Origin of the sequence: Kitasatospora sp. HPM-01-4 (genome assembly GCF_051374625.1) — a bacterium.
In the GTDB taxonomy this organism is placed as follows: Bacteria; Actinomycetota; Actinomycetes; order Streptomycetales; family Streptomycetaceae; genus Kitasatospora.
This window is the reverse complement of sequence record NZ_JBPQGP010000005.1, coordinates 7,283,152-7,299,904: the sequence shown is the minus strand read 5'-3', so window position 1 is coordinate 7,299,904 and position 16,753 is coordinate 7,283,152. Positions and strand designations below refer to the sequence as shown.

The 16,753-nt window shown below is 67.4% G+C and carries 9 protein-coding genes and 2 rRNA genes; 6 read left to right on the top strand and 5 right to left on the bottom strand.

What is annotated here, in order from left to right; translation table 11 throughout:
• Positions 1–40 precede the first annotated feature (40 nt).
• Both ACSMTC_RS31865 and ACSMTC_RS31860 read right to left on the bottom strand, forming a co-directional pair.
• Positions 41–3,151, bottom strand: a 23S ribosomal RNA gene (locus tag ACSMTC_RS31865).
• A gap of 285 nt (positions 3,152–3,436) precedes the next feature.
• Positions 3,437–4,960 (bottom strand): 16S ribosomal RNA (locus tag ACSMTC_RS31860).
• The 16S and 23S rRNA genes sit together here, the layout of an rRNA operon.
• 705 nt (positions 4,961–5,665) lie before the next feature.
• Here ACSMTC_RS31860 and ACSMTC_RS31855 point away from each other — a divergent pair.
• Both ACSMTC_RS31855 and ptsP read left to right on the top strand, forming a co-directional pair.
• Positions 5,666–6,115 carry a PTS sugar transporter subunit IIA gene (locus tag ACSMTC_RS31855; protein ID WP_436563193.1) on the top strand — a complete coding sequence of 150 codons (450 nt, stop codon included), beginning with the start codon at positions 5,666–5,668 and terminating at the stop codon, positions 6,113–6,115.
• Between the two features lie 183 nt (positions 6,116–6,298).
• Positions 6,299–7,969: a phosphoenolpyruvate--protein phosphotransferase gene (gene ptsP, locus ACSMTC_RS31850; protein ID WP_436563192.1), complete on the top strand. Its 1,671-nt coding sequence runs from the start codon at positions 6,299–6,301 to the stop codon at positions 7,967–7,969.
• A 58-nt stretch (positions 7,970–8,027) separates the two neighbouring features.
• On the opposite strand, the gene ACSMTC_RS31845 is transcribed toward ptsP, so the two are convergent.
• From ACSMTC_RS31845 to ACSMTC_RS31835, 3 genes are all read right to left on the bottom strand, one after another.
• Positions 8,028–10,061 carry an acetoacetate--CoA ligase gene (locus ACSMTC_RS31845; RefSeq protein WP_436563191.1) on the bottom strand — a complete coding sequence of 678 codons (2,034 nt, stop codon included), beginning with the start codon at positions 10,059–10,061 and terminating at the stop codon, positions 8,028–8,030.
• Between the two features lie 146 nt (positions 10,062–10,207).
• Positions 10,208–10,765, bottom strand: coding sequence for an NUDIX domain-containing protein (locus ACSMTC_RS31840; protein WP_436563190.1), 558 nt, complete (start codon positions 10,763–10,765; stop codon positions 10,208–10,210).
• Entirely contained in the window at positions 10,762–11,739 is a 978-nt protein-coding gene (locus ACSMTC_RS31835) for an NUDIX hydrolase (protein WP_436563189.1), read from the bottom strand. The genes ACSMTC_RS31840 and ACSMTC_RS31835 overlap by 4 nt, the downstream gene beginning before the upstream one ends.
• A gap of 278 nt (positions 11,740–12,017) precedes the next feature.
• Between ACSMTC_RS31835 and mmuM the strand changes: the two genes are divergently transcribed.
• The 4 genes from mmuM (at position 12,018) to glpK (ending at position 16,584) form a co-directional block, all read left to right on the top strand.
• Positions 12,018–12,944 carry a homocysteine S-methyltransferase gene (gene mmuM, locus ACSMTC_RS31830; protein ID WP_436563188.1) on the top strand — a complete coding sequence of 309 codons (927 nt, stop codon included), beginning with the start codon at positions 12,018–12,020 and terminating at the stop codon, positions 12,942–12,944.
• Positions 12,945–13,065: 121 nt separating this feature from the next.
• Positions 13,066–13,830, top strand: coding sequence for an IclR family transcriptional regulator (locus ACSMTC_RS31825; protein WP_436563187.1), 765 nt, complete (start codon positions 13,066–13,068; stop codon positions 13,828–13,830).
• A 356-nt stretch (positions 13,831–14,186) separates the two neighbouring features.
• Positions 14,187–14,906, top strand: coding sequence for an MIP/aquaporin family protein (locus ACSMTC_RS31820; protein WP_436563186.1), 720 nt, complete (start codon positions 14,187–14,189; stop codon positions 14,904–14,906).
• Between the two features lie 163 nt (positions 14,907–15,069).
• Positions 15,070–16,584, top strand: coding sequence for a glycerol kinase GlpK (gene glpK / locus ACSMTC_RS31815; RefSeq protein WP_436563185.1), 1,515 nt, complete (start codon positions 15,070–15,072; stop codon positions 16,582–16,584).
• Positions 16,585–16,753 lie beyond the last annotated feature (169 nt).

The window sequence follows — 16,753 nt, the reverse complement described above, 5'->3', positions numbered from 1 at the left end:
GGGTCGTTGTTTCAGAACAACACAGTGGACGCGAGCAACTGAGGACAAGCCCTCGGCCTATTAGTACCGGTCAACTCCACCCCTCACGAGGCTTCCATATCCGGCCTATCAACCCAGTCGTCTACTGGGAGCCTTACCCTCTCAAGGAGGTGGGAGTGCTCATCTCGAAGCAGGCTTCCCGCTTAGATGCTTTCAGCGGTTATCCCTCCCGAACGTAGCCAACCAGCCATGCCCTTGGCAGAACAACTGGCACACCAGAGGTTCGTCCGTCCCGGTCCTCTCGTACTAGGGACAGCCCTTCTCAACACTCCTACGCGCACAGCGGATAGGGACCGAACTGTCTCACGACGTTCTAAACCCAGCTCGCGTACCGCTTTAATGGGCGAACAGCCCAACCCTTGGGACCTACTCCAGCCCCAGGATGCGACGAGCCGACATCGAGGTGCCAAACCATCCCGTCGATATGGACTCTTGGGGAAGATCAGCCTGTTATCCCCGGGGTACCTTTTATCCGTTGAGCGACGGCGCTTCCACAAGCCACCGCCGGATCACTAGTCCCTACTTTCGTACCTGCTCGACCCGTCAGTCTCACAGTCAAGCTCCCTTGTGCACTTACACTCAACACCTGATTGCCAACCAGGCTGAGGGAACCTTTGGGCGCCTCCGTTACCCTTTAGGAGGCAACCGCCCCAGTTAAACTACCCACCAGACACTGTCCCTGATCCGGATCACGGACCCAGGTTAGACATCCAGCACGACCAGAGTGGTATTTCAACGGCGACTCCACCATGACTGGCGTCACAGCTTCAAAGTCTCCCACCTATCCTACACAAGCCGAACCGAACACCAATATCAAGCTATAGTAAAGGTCCCGGGGTCTTTCCGTCCTGCTGCGCGAAACGAGCATCTTTACTCGTAATGCAATTTCACCGGGCCTATGGTTGAGACAGTCGAGAAGTCGTTACGCCATTCGTGCAGGTCGGAACTTACCCGACAAGGAATTTCGCTACCTTAGGATGGTTATAGTTACCACCGCCGTTTACTGGCGCTTAAGTTCTCAGCTTCGCCCGACCGAAATCGGACTAACCGGTCCCCTTAACGTTCCAGCACCGGGCAGGCGTCAGTCCGTATACATCGCCTTACGGCTTCGCACGGACCTGTGTTTTTAGTAAACAGTCGCTTCTCGCTGGTCTCTGCGGCCACCCCCAGCTCAGAGTGCAAGACTCATCACCAGGAATGGCCCCCCTTCTCCCGAAGTTACGGGGGCATTTTGCCGAGTTCCTTAACCATAGTTCACCCGAACGCCTCGGTATTCTCTACCTGACCACCTGAGTCGGTTTGGGGTACGGGCCGCCATGAAACTCGCTAGAGGCTTTTCTCGACAGCATAGGATCATCCACTTCACCACAATCGGCTCGGCATCAGGTCTCAGACTATTGCAGGGCGGATTTGCCTACCCTACGTCCTACACCCTTACCCCGGGACAACCACCGCCCGGGCTGGACTACCTTCCTGCGTCACCCCATCGCTCACCTACTACCACCTCGGGTCACCGGCTCCACCACTCCCCATTGTCCGAAGACTCCGGGACGGCTTCACGGGCTTAGCATCAGAGGGTTCAGCGTTGGCGCTTCAAAGCGGGTACGGGAATATCAACCCGTTGTCCATCGACTACGCCTGTCGGCCTCGCCTTAGGTCCCGACTTACCCTGGGCAGATCAGCTTGACCCAGGAACCCTTGGTCAATCGGCGCAAGAGTTTCCCACTCTTGTATCGCTACTCATGCCTGCATTCTCACTCGTATACCGTCCACGACTCGATTCCTCGGCCGCTTCACCCGGCACACGACGCTCCCCTACCCATCACAGCCCCCGTTAGGAGTATTGCTGCAATGACACGACTTCGGTGATGTGCTTGAGCCCCGCTACATTGTCGGCGCGGAATCACTTGACCAGTGAGCTATTACGCACTCTTTCAAGGGTGGCTGCTTCTAAGCCAACCTCCTGGTTGTCTCTGCGACTCCACATCCTTTCCCACTTAGCACACGCTTAGGGACCTTAGTCGGTGTTCTGGGCTGTTTCCCTCTCGACCATGGAGCTTATCCCCCACAGTCTCACTGCCGCGCTCTCACTTACCGGCATTCGGAGTTTGGCTAAGGTCAGTAACCCGGTAAGGCCCATCGCCTATCCAGTGCTCTACCTCCGGCAAGAAACACGCGACGCTGCACCTAAATGCATTTCGGGGAGAACCAGCTATCACGGAGTTTGATTGGCCTTTCACCCCTAACCACAGGTCATCCCCCAGGTTTTCAACCCTGGTGGGTTCGGTCCTCCACGTGGTCTTACCCACGCTTCAACCTGCCCATGGCTAGATCACTCCGCTTCGGGTCTTGGGCATGCAACTCAAACGCCCTATTCGGACTCGCTTTCGCTACGGCTACCCCACACGGGTTAACCTCGCTACACACCGCAAACTCGCAGGCTCATTCTTCAAAAGGCACGCAGTCACGGCCACCGAAGTGACGACGCTCCCACGGCTTGTAGGCACACGGTTTCAGGTACTATTTCACTCCGCTCCCGCGGTACTTTTCACCATTCCCTCACGGTACTATCCGCTATCGGTCACCAGGGAATATTTAGGCTTAGCGGGTGGTCCCGCCAGATTCACACGGGATTTCTCGGGCCCCGTGCTACTTGGGTATTCTTCAAGCGAGCCGTACAGATTTCGTCTACGGGGGTCTTACCCTCTACGCCGGACCTTTCGCATGTCCTTCGACTACCCATACGGTTTCTGACTCGCCGACCGGCCGGCAGACCGATCAAGAAAAAACCCACGACCCCTCAAGCGCAACCCCTGCCGGGTCTCACACGCTCAAGGTTTAGCCTCATCCGGTTTCGCTCGCCACTACTCCCGGAATCACGGTTGTTTTCTCTTCCTGCGGGTACTGAGATGTTTCACTTCCCCGCGTTCCCTCCACACTGCCTATGTGTTCAGCAGCGGGTGACAGCCCATGACGACTGCCGGGTTTCCCCATTCGGAAACCCCCGGATCAAAGCCTGGTTGACGACTCCCCGGGGACTATCGCGGCCTCCCACGTCCTTCATCGGTTCCTGGTGCCAAGGCATCCACCGTGCGCCCTTAAAAACTTGGCCACAGATGCTCGCGTCCACTGTGCAGTTCTCAAACAACGACCAGTCACCCACACTCCGAAACCCCACAGGGCTCCATCACATGAGACCGGCATCCTCGAGGTAACAGCCATACAGCCGTTCCCTCAGGACCCAACAACGTGCCCGACACAATCCAGTCACACACCACGTTCCACGCCCCAAGAGGCAGTACTAGCGGAAGATTCCGAACCGTGCCGAATAGTCAACGTTCCACCCATGAGCAACCAATCTGAGGCATTCGCTCAGATCTGGCTATGTGCTCCTTAGAAAGGAGGTGATCCAGCCGCACCTTCCGGTACGGCTACCTTGTTACGACTTCGTCCCAATCGCTGGTCCCACCTTCGACGGCTCCTCCCCTTACGGGTTAGGCCACCGGCTTCGGGTGTTACCGACTTTCGTGACGTGACGGGCGGTGTGTACAAGGCCCGGGAACGTATTCACCGCAGCATGCTGATCTGCGATTACTAGCAACTCCAACTTCATGGGGTCGAGTTGCAGACCCCAATCCGAACTGAGGCCGGCTTTTTGGGATTCGCTCCGCCTCACGGCATCGCAGCCCTTTGTACCGACCATTGTAGCACGTGTGCAGCCCAAGACATAAGGGGCATGATGATTTGACGTCATCCCCACCTTCCTCCGAGTTGACCCCGGCAGTCTCCTGTGAGTCCCCATCACCCCGAAAGGCATGCTGGCAACACAGAACAAGGGTTGCGCTCGTTGCGGGACTTAACCCAACATCTCACGACACGAGCTGACGACAACCATGCACCACCTGTACACCGACCACAAGGGGGCTGACATCTCTGCCAGTTTCCGGTGTATGTCAAGCCTTGGTAAGGTTCTTCGCGTTGCGTCGAATTAAGCCACATGCTCCGCTGCTTGTGCGGGCCCCCGTCAATTCCTTTGAGTTTTAGCCTTGCGGCCGTACTCCCCAGGCGGGGAACTTAATGCGTTAGCTGCGGCACCGACGACGTGGAATGTCGCCAACACCTAGTTCCCAACGTTTACGGCGTGGACTACCAGGGTATCTAATCCTGTTCGCTCCCCACGCTTTCGCTCCTCAGCGTCAGTAATGGCCCAGAGATCCGCCTTCGCCACCGGTGTTCCTCCTGATATCTGCGCATTTCACCGCTACACCAGGAATTCCGATCTCCCCTACCACACTCTAGCCTGCCCGTATCGAATGCAGACCCGGGGTTAAGCCCCGGGCTTTCACATCCGACGCGACAGGCCGCCTACGAGCTCTTTACGCCCAATAATTCCGGACAACGCTCGCACCCTACGTATTACCGCGGCTGCTGGCACGTAGTTAGCCGGTGCTTCTTCTGCAGGTACCGTCACTTTCGCTTCTTCCCTGCTGAAAGAGGTTTACAACCCGAAGGCCGTCATCCCTCACGCGGCGTCGCTGCATCAGGCTTTCGCCCATTGTGCAATATTCCCCACTGCTGCCTCCCGTAGGAGTCTGGGCCGTGTCTCAGTCCCAGTGTGGCCGGTCGCCCTCTCAGGCCGGCTACCCGTCGTCGCCTTGGTAGGCCATTACCCCACCAACAAGCTGATAGGCCGCGGGATCATCCTGCACCGCCGGAGCTTTCCACCAACCCCCATGCAGAGGAAGGTCATATCCGGTATTAGACCTCGTTTCCAAGGCTTGTCCCAGAGTGCAGGGCAGATTTCCCACGTGTTACTCACCCGTTCGCCACTGATCCACCCCGAAGGGCTTCACCGTTCGACTTGCATGTGTTAAGCACGCCGCCAGCGTTCGTCCTGAGCCAGGATCAAACTCTCCGTGAATGATTACCCGGCCCTGCTCGATTAAAAGCAGCCGGTTCACACTCGCGTTGAGCGGCACGGCAACCACCGGAATGAGGTGATTCCGCGCACTGCGTCCTCGCTGTGTATTACAAAAGGAATCTCCAACAAGACCGGATGGTCTCGCCGGGGATGTCAACATATCTGGCGTTGACTTTTGGCACGCTGTTGAGTTCTCAAGGAACGGACGCTTCCTTCGAGCCGCCTTCCAGCGGGCCCTCCGGGCGCTTCGTTCTTTCGTGTTTCGAGCTTACCAGATTCGTTTTCCTGCTGTTGTCCAGCAATTTACCGAATCGACTTGCTCTGTTCACCGCTGAGGTGCGGCGACCTGAGCAACCATAGCCCGTTCCGGCGTCAGCGCCTAATCGGGGCGCGTCGGCTGTCACCCGATCGGCCGCCCGGATGCCGCGCAGGATCCCGGTCGCCGCGATCGTCGGGGGTCACCCGCATGCCGTAGAGTGCGGCGCGTCAGCCAAGAGGACTAGACCACTTGGGCTCGCGGGACCGTCGACGCCGGCACGGCGGCCGACTCTCCCGGTGTGGCGCGCGGCGGATGCCGGGCGGACGCCGTTGGATCACCCGTGGGCTCTTGCGATATGTCCCAACTAGGCATGATTTAGGCTTCAGTCGATGTCTCCGTCGCTGCCTGCGGCGGCACGTTGTACTCCGTACTTGGGAGGCTCCACCATGACCACTGTGACCTCGCCGCTGGCCGGTCGCGCTGTCGGGCTCGCCAATGTGCCCGACCCCGTCTTCGCCGGCGCCATGGTGGGTCCCGGCACTGCTGTCGACCCGGTTCGGGAGCCCACCGCCGCCGTGGCCCCGGTGGACGGCCTGGTGGTGTCGATGCACCCGCATGCGTTCGTGGTGATGGACGCGGACGGCCACGGTGTCCTGGTCCACCTCGGGATCGACACCGTGCAGCTGAACGGCGAGGGTTTCGAGCTGCTGGTCAGCAAGGGCGACCAGGTGAAGCGTGGCCAGCCGGTCATCAAGTGGGACCCGGCGGCCGTCGAGGCGGCGGGCAAGTCCCCGATCTCGCCGATCGTCGCGCTGGAAGCCTCCGCCGAACAGCTCGGCGGGGTGGTCGAGAGCGGTGAGGTCGTCACCGGCGGCGAGCTGTTCACCTGGAACTGATCCCGGGTACATGCGCACCGTGCGCCGTCCTGCGTGCTCGCGTGGGACGGCGCACCGCACTATCAGGCCGCGAGGCGGCCGCCCACCCGTAGTGATCCCGAGACGGACGAGCCCGGTCCGGCCCCGACGACTGCCGCCAGGCGTGGTGAACGGCCGGAGTACGGGTGAAAGGAACCCAAGAAGATGGAACAGGCGCTGCGCGGCGTAGGTGTCAGTCATGGTGTCGCGATCGGTGAGGTCCGGCACATGGGTACTGCGGCTCTCGAACCGCCCGCGACCCGGATTCCGACCGAGGACGCGCCGCGCGAGCAGGCCCGCGCGCAGGCGGCCGTGGATGCCGTGGCGGCGGATCTGATCGCCCGTGGCAACCTGGCCGGCGGCGAGGCCCAGGCGGTGCTGGAGGCCCAGGCGCTGATGGCGCAGGATCCGGAGCTGATGGCCGATGTCAGCCGCCGGATCGCCGTCGGGAGCAGTGCGGAGCGTGGCATCTACGACGCCTTCGCCGCGTACCGGGCGCTGCTGGCCGCCGCCGGTGACTATCTGGCCGGGCGGGTCGCCGATCTGGACGATGTCCGCAACCGGATCGTCGCCCGGCTGATGGGTGTGCCGATGCCGGGTGTGCCGGACAGCGACGAGCCGTACGTGCTGTTCGCCCGGGACCTGGCTCCGGCCGACACCGCGCTGCTGGACCCGACGCTGGTGCTCGGCTTCGTGACCGAGGAGGGCGGGCCGACCAGCCACAGCGCGATCCTGGCGCGGGCCATGGGGGTTCCGGCGGTCGTCGCACTGCCGGGTGCGACCGAGCTGGTCGAGGGCCTGCTGGTGGCGGTGGACGGCAGCACCGGTGAGGTGCTCGTGAACCCGTCCGAGGAGAAGCAGGCCGAGCTGCGGCAGGCCGCCGCCGAGCGGAAGGCCGCGCTGTCGGCTGCCTCCGGTCCTGGACAGACCTCGGACGGGCACAAGGTCCCGCTGCTCGCCAACGTCGGCGGCCCGGGCGACCTGCCGGCCGCGCTGGAGGCGGGCGCCGAGGGTGTCGGGCTGTTCCGTACCGAGTTCCTGTTCCTCGACGACTCGGCGAAGGCGCCGAGTGAGGAGAAGCAGGTCGAGGCGTACCGCAAGGTGCTGGAGGCGTTCCCGGAGCGCCGGGTCGTGGTGCGGGTGCTGGATGCCGGCGCGGACAAGCCGCTGGACTTCCTGACCCCGGCGGACGAGCCGAACCCGGCACTGGGCGTGCGCGGTCTGCGCACGCTGCTGGACAACCCCGAGGTGCTGCGGGGCCAGCTGCGTGCGCTGGCCAAGGCGGCCGAGGGTCTGCCGGTGCACCTTGAGGTGATGGCGCCGATGGTGGCCGACCGGGTGGATGCCAGGGCCTTCGCCGTGGCCTGCCGGGAGGCGGGTCTGCCGGCCAAGTTCGGTGCGATGGTGGAGATTCCGTCGGCCGCGCTCAGGGCCCGCTCGATCCTGCAGGAGGTCGAGTTCCTGTCGCTGGGGACCAACGACCTTGCGCAGTACACCTTTGCGGCTGATCGCCAAGTGGGTGCGCTGGCCCGGCTGCAGGACCCGTGGCAGCCGGCGCTGCTCGACCTGGTCGCCGCGGCGGCGGACGCGGGCCGGGCCACCGGCAAGAGCTGCGGTGTCTGCGGTGAGGCCGCGTCCGACCCGCTGCTGGCCTGTGTGCTGGCCGGTCTCGGGGTGACCAGCCTCTCGATGGGGGCGGCCTCGATCCCGTATGTGCGCAGCGCGCTGGCCAAGTACACGCTGGCGCAGTGTCAGCGGGCGGCTGAGGCGGCTCGGGCCGCCGACACCGCCGAGGAGGCGCGGGCCGCGGCGCAGCAGGTGCTCTCCGGCGAGTGAGGTGAGAGTGTGCGGAAGGGGCGCCCGGGCGGGCGCCCCTTCCGTGTCCGCGGTGTGGTCAGGCGCGGCGTTCGCGGCCGAGGGCTTCGAAGAAGCGCAGGTGGTCGAGGTTGTCGACGGAGCCCGGGTTGACGGCCTGGTCGAGCGGGGTGCCGGAGAGCAGGCGCTTGACGGGGACCTCGATCCGCTTGCCGGTGAGGGTGTGCGGGATGCCCTGGACCGCGATGACCTCGTCGGGGACGTGGCGCGGGGAGAGCTGTTCGCGCAGGGAGGTGCGGATCCGGGCGCGGAGGTCGTCGTCAAGTTCCGCGCCGGGGGCGAGGACGACGAAGAGCGGCATCCAGTAGCCGCCTTCCGGCTCCTCCAGGCCGATGACCAGGGATTCGGCGATCTCGGGCAGCCGCTCGACGACCTCGTAGATGTCGGAGGAGCCCATCCGGACGCCCTGGCGGTTGAGGGTGGAGTCGGAGCGGCCGTGGATGACGACGGTGCCGCGGGAGGTGACCGTGATCCAGTCGCCGTGGCGCCAGACGCCGGGGTACATGTCGAAGTAACTGTCGTGGTAGCGCTGGCCGTTGGGGTCGTTCCAGAAGCCGGTGGGCATGGAGGGAAGCGGCTTGGTGACGACCAGCTCGCCGACCTGGTCGGTGTGCGGGCGGCCCTGGACGTCCCAGGACTCGACGGCGGCGCCCAGGCAGGGGGCCTGGATCTCGCCGAGGTACACCGGGAGGGTGGGGACGCCGCCGACGAAGCAGCTGCAGACGTCGGTGCCGCCGCTGACGGAGGCGAGCCAGACGTCGTGCTTCACCTCGTTGTAGATCCACTGGAAGCCGTCGGGCGGGAGCGGGGAGCCGGTGGTGCCGATGCAGCGCACCGCGCCGAGGTCGAGGTCGCGGCCGGGGTGCAGCTCTGCCTTGCGGCTGGCGATCACGTAGGCGGCGGAGGTGCCGAGGACGGTGGCGCGGGTGCGGGCGGCGACGGACCAGAGGGCGCCGGTGTCGGGGTGGCCGGGGCTGCCGTCGTAGGTGACGATCGTGGACCCGACGAGGAGGCCGGCGACGAGGAAGTTCCACATCATCCAGCCGGTGGAGGTGTACCAGAGGAAGCGGTCCCCGGGGGTGAGGTCGAGGTGCAGGCCGGCCTGCTTGAGGTGCTCGACCAGGATGCCGCCCTGGCTCTGCACGATGGCCTTGGGAAGGCCGGTGGTGCCGGAGGAGTAGAGCACCCAGAGCGGGTGGTCGAAGGGGACCTGCTCGTAGGCGAACGCCCCGCTCTCCGATGCCACCGTGGCGGCGACCAGATCGTCCCAGTGCAGGGCGCCATCGGGGGCGGGGGCGCCGAGCAGCGGGACGTGCACCACGGCCCGCAGGGTGGGGAGTTCACGGCGGAGTTCGACGACGACCTCGGTGCGGTCGTGGTCCTTGCCGCCGTAGTGGTAGCCGTCGACGGCGAACAGGACGACGGGCTCGATCTGCTGCAGCCGGTCGAGGACGCTGCGGGCACCGAAGTCGGGGGCGCAGGAGGTCCAGACGGCGCCGATGGCGGCGGTGGCGAGCAGGGCGACGACGGCCTGCGGGATGTTGGGCAGGTAGGCGCCGATGCGGTCGCCGGGGCGTACACCCTGGGCGCGGAGGGCCTCGGCGAGGGAGGCGACCTGGCGGCGCAGTTCGGCCCAGCTGAGCTCGGTGGGATGCTCGGTGGTCTCGTCGAGGTGGAGTATCGCGGGGCGGTCGGCATGGGCCGGGTCGTCGGCGTAACGGAGGGCGTGCTCGGCGTAGTTGAGGCGGGCGCCGGGGAACCAGCGGGCGCCGGGCATGGACTGGTCGGCGAGGACGGCTTCGGGCGCGGTGGAGAAGCGGACGTCGAACCACTCGGTGACGGCCGTCCAGAAACGCTCCAGGTCCTCGGTGGACCAGGTGTGCAGGGCGGCGTAGCGGGTGGCGGCCTGGTCGTCGTCGCTGGTCGGGGCGAGGGGCGCGGCCGGGGCGCCGTGGTGTTCGGCTGCCCAGGTCTGGAAGGCCACCAGCTGGGTGGCGGCGGCGCGAGCGGGGGCGGGCCGCCAGAGCGGCTGGTCCTGGGTAGGGGTGCTCACGGTGGTCTCCCGGCCTGGGGTGGGGACGGGGTGCTTATGGCGGATCCCGTCCGGCTGGCACTGACGGTGCAGACCATGCCATGTGATCGTCGGCTGCGCCAGGGTCTCCTTGGGAGCGGTGGTCCGGGGAGTCCGGACGGTCCGGGTCAGAGGTGGGCGTAGGCGCCCTGGAACCAGGCGGTGGAGACCCGGGTGTGGAAGGGGAAGGCGAGTTGGACGGGGCCGGGTATCAGCTGCCAGCCGTCCGTCTCGTCGGTCGGCTTCGAGGGCGGCAGGTCGGCGAGGTCGCGGGCGGGCAGCAGGCCGAAGAGGCAGAGGAAGCCGCCGGCCCGGTCGGAGTCGGTGGTGACCAGGGTGATCTGCTCGGCGTCGGCCTCGATGCCGGTCTCCTCCCGGAGTTCGCGTACGCAGGCCTGCTGCCAGCTCTCGCCGTAGTCCACATAGCCGCCGGGGAGGGCGAGTCTGCCGTAACCGGGCTCGATGGTGCGGCGGATGACGGTCAGGGCCTGGCCGCCGGGGGTGGTGACGGGGAGCAGGGTGACCACGACGGGCAGCGGGTTGCGGTAGCTGATCTCACCGCAGCCAGGGCAGGTGCGGGGCCAGGCGACGGTGCCGGACGGGTAGGCCGTACCGCACCAGTGGCAGTGTGTGCCCGGGCCGAAGGGCCGGTGCTCGGCGGGGTGGTCGGCCTGGTGAGTGGTCATGAGGTGGATGGTAGTGGCGCGGAGGGCTCCGGGGCTCCGGGTCCGGCGGGTTCGTCTTCGCGGGTGGGGCGGAGCAGCGGTGGGTGGAGGTACTGGGCGTCGCCGGAGCGGTAGCAGCGGGCCTTGGGGCCGCCGCGGGCTCCCCCGCGGTCGGCGGTGGTGCCGGTGCCCTCGACGAAGCCGGGGACGGAGAGGACCTTGCGGTGGAAGTTCCCCGGGTGGAGCTTCTCGTCCCAGACCGCCTCGTAGACGGCGCGCAGCTCGGGGATGGTGAAGTCGTGGCCGAGGAAGGCGGTGGCGAGCGGGCTGTACTCCAGCTTGGCGCGGGCGCGGCCGAGGCCGTCGGCGAGGATCCGGGCGTGGTCGAAGGCGAGGGCGGTGCGCTCCGTGGTGGAGGTGCCGGCGGCTGGGTCGGCCGCCTGGAGGGTGGTCGCCGGGGGCTGGGTGGTGGACCGGGCTCCGGTCCGTCCGCCGACGCCACCCCCGTGGGCCTCGGCGGACGGGCCGGAGGCCCGGGCGGCAGCGAGGTCGAGCGAGTCGACCCGGTGCCAGGCGGCGGCTGCCGCATCCGTACCGGCCTCGGGGGCCGGCAGATCTGGGGCGAAGGCCAGGTACGCGACCGAGACCACGTGCATCCGTGGGTCGCGGCCCGGGTCTCCGTATGTACCGAGCTGTTCCAGGTGGATCCGGCCCAGATTGCTTCCCGGGTCGGAGCCGAGCCGCAGGCCCGTCTCCTCGGCGAGCTCCCGGACCGCGGCCTGTTCCAGGCTCTCCGCTCCGGAGCGGAGGAAGCCGCCGGGCAGTGCCCAGCAGCCCTGGTAGGGCGGCTCGCCCCGCCGGACGAGCAGGACGTGCAGTCTGCCCTGGCAGAGGGTCAGCGCGACCACGTCGACGGTGACGGCGACCGGCGGATAGGCGGCTGGGCGGTAGGCCGCCAGCCACTGTTGCTCCGCTGTCCCCGTTGTTGTGGACATACCGCGCCTCCCCCCGAGGAACCGGTCGTTCTCCAGCTGAGCAGAACTTAGCGCACACCCCTGACAACCGGCCAACCATTTTTTTCCGGCGTGCGGCGGCGCGCGCCGGGTCGGTGCGGGTCGGGTCGGTGCGCGTCGGTAGGGGAAGTGGGCAGCGTCGGTAGGGGAAGTGGGCAGCGGGGACGGAGGCGGGATCATGGCGGGTGGGGCTGGTGGGCGGCGCTGACCTGGGGCGTCCTAGAGTGCAGGCACCAGTTGGCACTTGTCAGGAGGCCGCCGTGTCCGTCACTCCCCCCGCCCGGCCGGACGACTTCGCCGCGGCGCTCGCCGCCGGTCCGCTGGTGCTCGACGGCGGGTTGTCGAACCAGTTGGCGGACGCCGGACACGATCTGTCGGACGAACTGTGGTCCGCGCGGTTGCTGGCGGACGATCCGGCGGCGATCACCCGTGCCCACCTCGGGTACTTCCGGGCGGGTGCGAGTGTTGCGATCACGGCCAGCTACCAGGCGAGCTTCGAGGGTTTCGCCCGGCGCGGGGTCGGGCGGGCACAGGCCGGGCGGCTGCTGGCGCGCAGTGTCGAGCTGGCCCGCCAGGCGGCGCGGCAGGCGGAGGTGGAGCGCCCGCTGTGGGTGGCGGCTTCGGTGGGGCCGTACGGTGCGGTGCTGGCGGACGGTTCGGAGTACCGGGGCCGGTACGGACTGAGCGTGGCGGAACTGGCGGCGTTCCACCGGCCGAGGCTTGAGGCGCTGGCGGCGGCCGGTCCCGACGTGCTGGCGGTCGAGACGGTGCCGGACACGGACGAGGCCGAGGCGGTGCTGGGTCTGCTCGGCGGGCTCGGGGTGCCGGCGTGGCTGTCGTTCAGTGTCGAGGGTGGGCGGACCCGGGCCGGGCAGCCGCTGGCGGAGGCGTTCGCGCTGGCGGCCGAGGTCCCCGAGGTGCTGGCGGTGGGCGTGAACTGCTGCAGCCCGCAGGACGCGGACCGGGCCGTACGGCTCGCCGCCGAGGTGAGCGGCAAGCCGGTGGTGGTGTACCCGAACAGCGGGGAGCGCTGGGTCGAACGGGGCTGGCAGGGCGAGTCGACCTTCAGGTCGGACCGGGTGGCGTCCTGGCTGGCCGACGGCGCGCGGCTGGTCGGCGGCTGCTGCCGGGTGGGCGAAGCGGAGATCGCGGGGCTCGCGCAGGCCGTACGCGCCCTGCGGGCGTGAGCGCACACCCGGTGAAGCCGCCACAACTCCGGGGGAACGTGCGCGCCCGGCCATAGGCCTGGCACACTCATGGCGATACCACTCGGTCGACAATGTCGACCGCCAGTCAGCGGAGGTGAACATGCCCGGCCCGATCCAGTCGCTCTCCCGGGCCGCCGCGATCATGCGCCTGCTGGCCGGCGGTGAGCGTCGGCTCGGCCTTTCCGAGGTGGCCGCGGCGCTCGATCTGGCCAAGGGGACGGCGCACGGCATCCTGCGCACCCTGCAGCAGGAGGGCTTCGTCGAGCAGGATCCGGAGAGCGGGAAGTACCAGCTGGGCGCGGAACTCCTGCGGCTCGGCCAGAGCTACCTGGACGTGCACGAGCTGCGCGCCCGGGCCCTGGTCTGGGCCGACGACCTGGCCAGGGCGTCCGCCGAGACGGTCTACCTCGGCGTGCTGCACCAGCAGGGGGTGCTGATCGTCCATCATGTCTTCCGGCCCGACGACACCCGGCAGGTGCTGGAGGTCGGCTCGATGCAGCCGCTGCACGGCACCGCGCTGGGCAAGGTGCTGACGGCCTACGACCCGGTGGCGCGCGGGGAGCTGGGCGAGGGCCCGCTGGAGGCGTACACCTCGCGGACGCTGACCGACCTCGGCGACATCGACGCCGAGTGCGCGCTGATCAGGGAGCGCGGCTGGGCGGACGCCATCGAGGAGACCTGGGAGGGCGTGGCCTCCATCGGCGCGCTGATCCAGGACCGGCGGCGCAATCCGGTCGGTGCGGTGTGCATCAGCGGCGCGGTGGAGCGGGTCTGCGAGGACGGCTTCGTGAAGCCCTCGCTGGTCGCCTCGGTGCGCAGCGCCGCGCGGGCGATCTCCCGGGACCTGGGCGCCGGTCGCTTCTGACCCCTCGCCCCCTTCACCGCGTGCCGGAGCGCGGGCAGGCCGAAGCCTGTCCGCGCTCCGGCTTTTCCGTTGCCGTTCACACCGTCCGGGCGCCGGATTCCCAGGCATCACCCGACCACTGGGAGTGATGGGTCACAGGTCGGTCACCCGCCTTGACGTAGTGGCGATATGAGGGGGAAGCTCTTCCGCATGGCGGTCGACATTGTCGAACAGCGTCCGCGAGAACCGGAACGCCATCGCCAGGGTGCGGCCCAAGGACGGGACGCACTCACCCCGTTGCGGACTCCCCCGCCGCGACATGCCCTTCCCCCACCTGCTCCGGGCAACACGGACGCCATACGGACAAAGGAGTCTTAGTGTCCGCCTTCTCCAACGGCGACATCTTCGTCGGCGAAACCCTCGGCACCGCCGCCCTGGTACTGCTCGGCGGCGGCGTCTGTGCCGCCGTGACGCTGAAGAAGTCCAAGGCCGTCAACGCCGGCTGGCTTGCCATCACCTTCGGCTGGGGCTTCGCGGTCATGATCGCCGCGTACATGGTCGCCCCGAAGTCCGGCGCCCACCTCAATCCGGCCGTCACCCTGGCCCTCGCCGTCGACAGCGGCGACTGGAGCAAGGTGCCGGTCTACCTCGGTTCCCAGCTGCTCGGCGCGATGATCGGCGCCGTACTGGTGTGGCTCACCTACTTCGGCCAGTTCCAGGCCAACGAGGAGCCGACGCTCGGCATCTTCTCGACCGGCCCCGAGATCCGGAACCCGGTCCAGAACCTGCTCACCGAGATCATCGGCACCCTGGTGCTCTGCATGGCGATCCTCACCCAGGGCCTGACCAAGGGCATAGGCCTCTCCGGCATGGGCGTGCTGATCACCGCCTTCACCGTGGTCGGCATCGGCCTCTCGCTCGGCGGCCCGACCGGCTACGCCATCAACCCGGTCCGCGACCTCGGCCCGCGCATCGTGCACTCGCTGCTGCCGATCCCGAACAAGGGCGGCTCCGACTGGTCGTACGCCTGGATCCCGGTGGTCGGCCCGGTCATCGGCGGTCTGCTCGCCGGTGCGCTCTACCACGCCGCGTTCTGACGGAGCCCTTCGAGACAGCGCCGGGTTTGCCCCGCACCCCCTGACGGGGACTGAGACTGGGTCACACGCACCAGGCCCCCGTCGCCCCGCCACCACCCTCCAAGGACGCGCCAGGCGCGGTACCCCTTGGACCCAGAACCTCTCATCCCAGCCGAGGACCCCCATGACTGCCAACTACATCGCCGCGATCGACCAGGGCACCACCTCCAGCCGCTGCATCATCTTCGGCGCGGACGGCCGGATCGTCGCCGTCGACCAGCAGGAGCACCGCCAGATCTTCCCGCAGCCGGGCTGGGTCGAGCACGACGCCGCCGAGATCTGGACCCGCGTGCAGTCCGTGGTCCGCGGCGCGCTGGACAAGGCCGGGCTCACCAAGGACGACATCCGCGCGATCGGTATCACCAACCAGCGCGAGACCACCGTCCTGTGGGACAAGAACACCGGTGAGCCGGTGCACAACGCCCTGGTCTGGCAGGACACCCGCACCGAGGCGCTCTGCCGCGAGCTGGGCCGCAACGTCGGCCAGGACCGGTTCCGCCGCGAGACCGGCCTGCCGCTGGCCAGCTACTTCGCCGGCCCGAAGATCCGCTGGCTGCTGGACAACGTCGAGGGCCTGCGCGAGCGCGCCGAGCGCGGCGAGATCCTCTTCGGCACCATGGACACCTGGGTCATCTGGAACCTCACCGGCGGTACGAACGGCGGCAAGCACGTCACGGACGTCACCAACGCCAGCCGCACCATGCTGATGAACCTGCACACCCTGGCCTGGGACGAGAAGATCGCCGAGTCGATGGACGTCCCGATGGCCGTCCTGCCGGAGATCCGCTCCTCCGCCGAGGTCTACGGCCACGCGGTCGGCGACCTGGAGGGCGTCCCGGTCGCCTCGGCGCTCGGTGACCAGCAGGCCGCGCTCTTCGGCCAAACCTGCTTCGACGAGGGCGAGGCCAAGTCGACCTACGGCACCGGCACCTTCCTGCTGCTGAACACCGGCGAGAAGGTCGTCAACTCCTACCACGGCCTGCTGACCACGGTCGGCTACCGGATCGGCGACCAGAAGCCGGTCTACGCCCTGGAAGGCTCGATCGCCGTCACCGGCTCGCTGGTGCAGTGGCTGCGCGACCAGCTCGGCATCATCTCGACCGCCGCCGAGATCGAGACCCTCGCCAGCACCGTCGAGGACAACGGCGGCGCCTACTTCGTCCCCGCCTTCTCCGGCCTGTTCGCCCCGTACTGGCGCTCCGACGCCCGCGGTGTGATCGCCGGTCTGACCCGGTACGTCACCAAGGGCCACCTGGCCCGGGCCGTCCTGGAGGCCACCGCCTGGCAGACCCGCGAGGTGGTCGACGCCATGGAGAAGGACTCCGGGGTCGAGCTCACCGCCCTCAAGGTCGACGGCGGTATGACCTCCAACAACCTGCTGATGCAGAACATCGCGGACGTGCTGAACGCCCCGGTCGAGCGCCCGTACGTGGCCGAGACCACCGCGCTCGGCGCAGCGTACGCGGCAGGCCTCGCGGTCGGCTTCTGGCCGGACCTGGACACCCTGCGGGCCAACTGGCACCGCGCCGCCGAGTGGACGCCGCGCATGGACGACGCCACCCGCGAGCGTGAGTACAAGAAGTGGCTCAAGGCCGTGGAGCGCACCATGGGTTGGGTGGAGGAAGACGAGCAGAACTGAACCGAAGCCGGTCGGGGCCCCAGGGCCCCGGCCGGCCATCGGCGCTTCGTGCGAGGCCTCGACCAGGGCTTCGTCCGGGGCATCACCTGAAGGGAACCGGCCCTGACCCAAGGGCCGGCCCCCCGGTCTCCCAGCAGAGGCCGGACCGCACACCGAGAGGAGACACGGC

Coding starts and splice junctions, on each gene's coding strand:
- ACSMTC_RS31855 (WP_436563193.1), top strand. CDS start 5,666: ATGACCACTGTGACCTCGCCGCTGGCCGGTCGCGCTGTCGGGCTCGCC.
- ptsP (WP_436563192.1), top strand. CDS start 6,299: ATGGAACAGGCGCTGCGCGGCGTAGGTGTCAGTCATGGTGTCGCGATC.
- ACSMTC_RS31840 (WP_436563190.1), bottom strand. CDS start 10,765: ATGACCACTCACCAGGCCGACCACCCCGCCGAGCACCGGCCCTTCGGC.
- ACSMTC_RS31835 (WP_436563189.1), bottom strand. CDS start 11,739: ATGTCCACAACAACGGGGACAGCGGAGCAACAGTGGCTGGCGGCCTAC.
- ACSMTC_RS31825 (WP_436563187.1), top strand. CDS start 13,066: ATGCCCGGCCCGATCCAGTCGCTCTCCCGGGCCGCCGCGATCATGCGC.
- glpK (WP_436563185.1), top strand. CDS start 15,070: ATGACTGCCAACTACATCGCCGCGATCGACCAGGGCACCACCTCCAGC.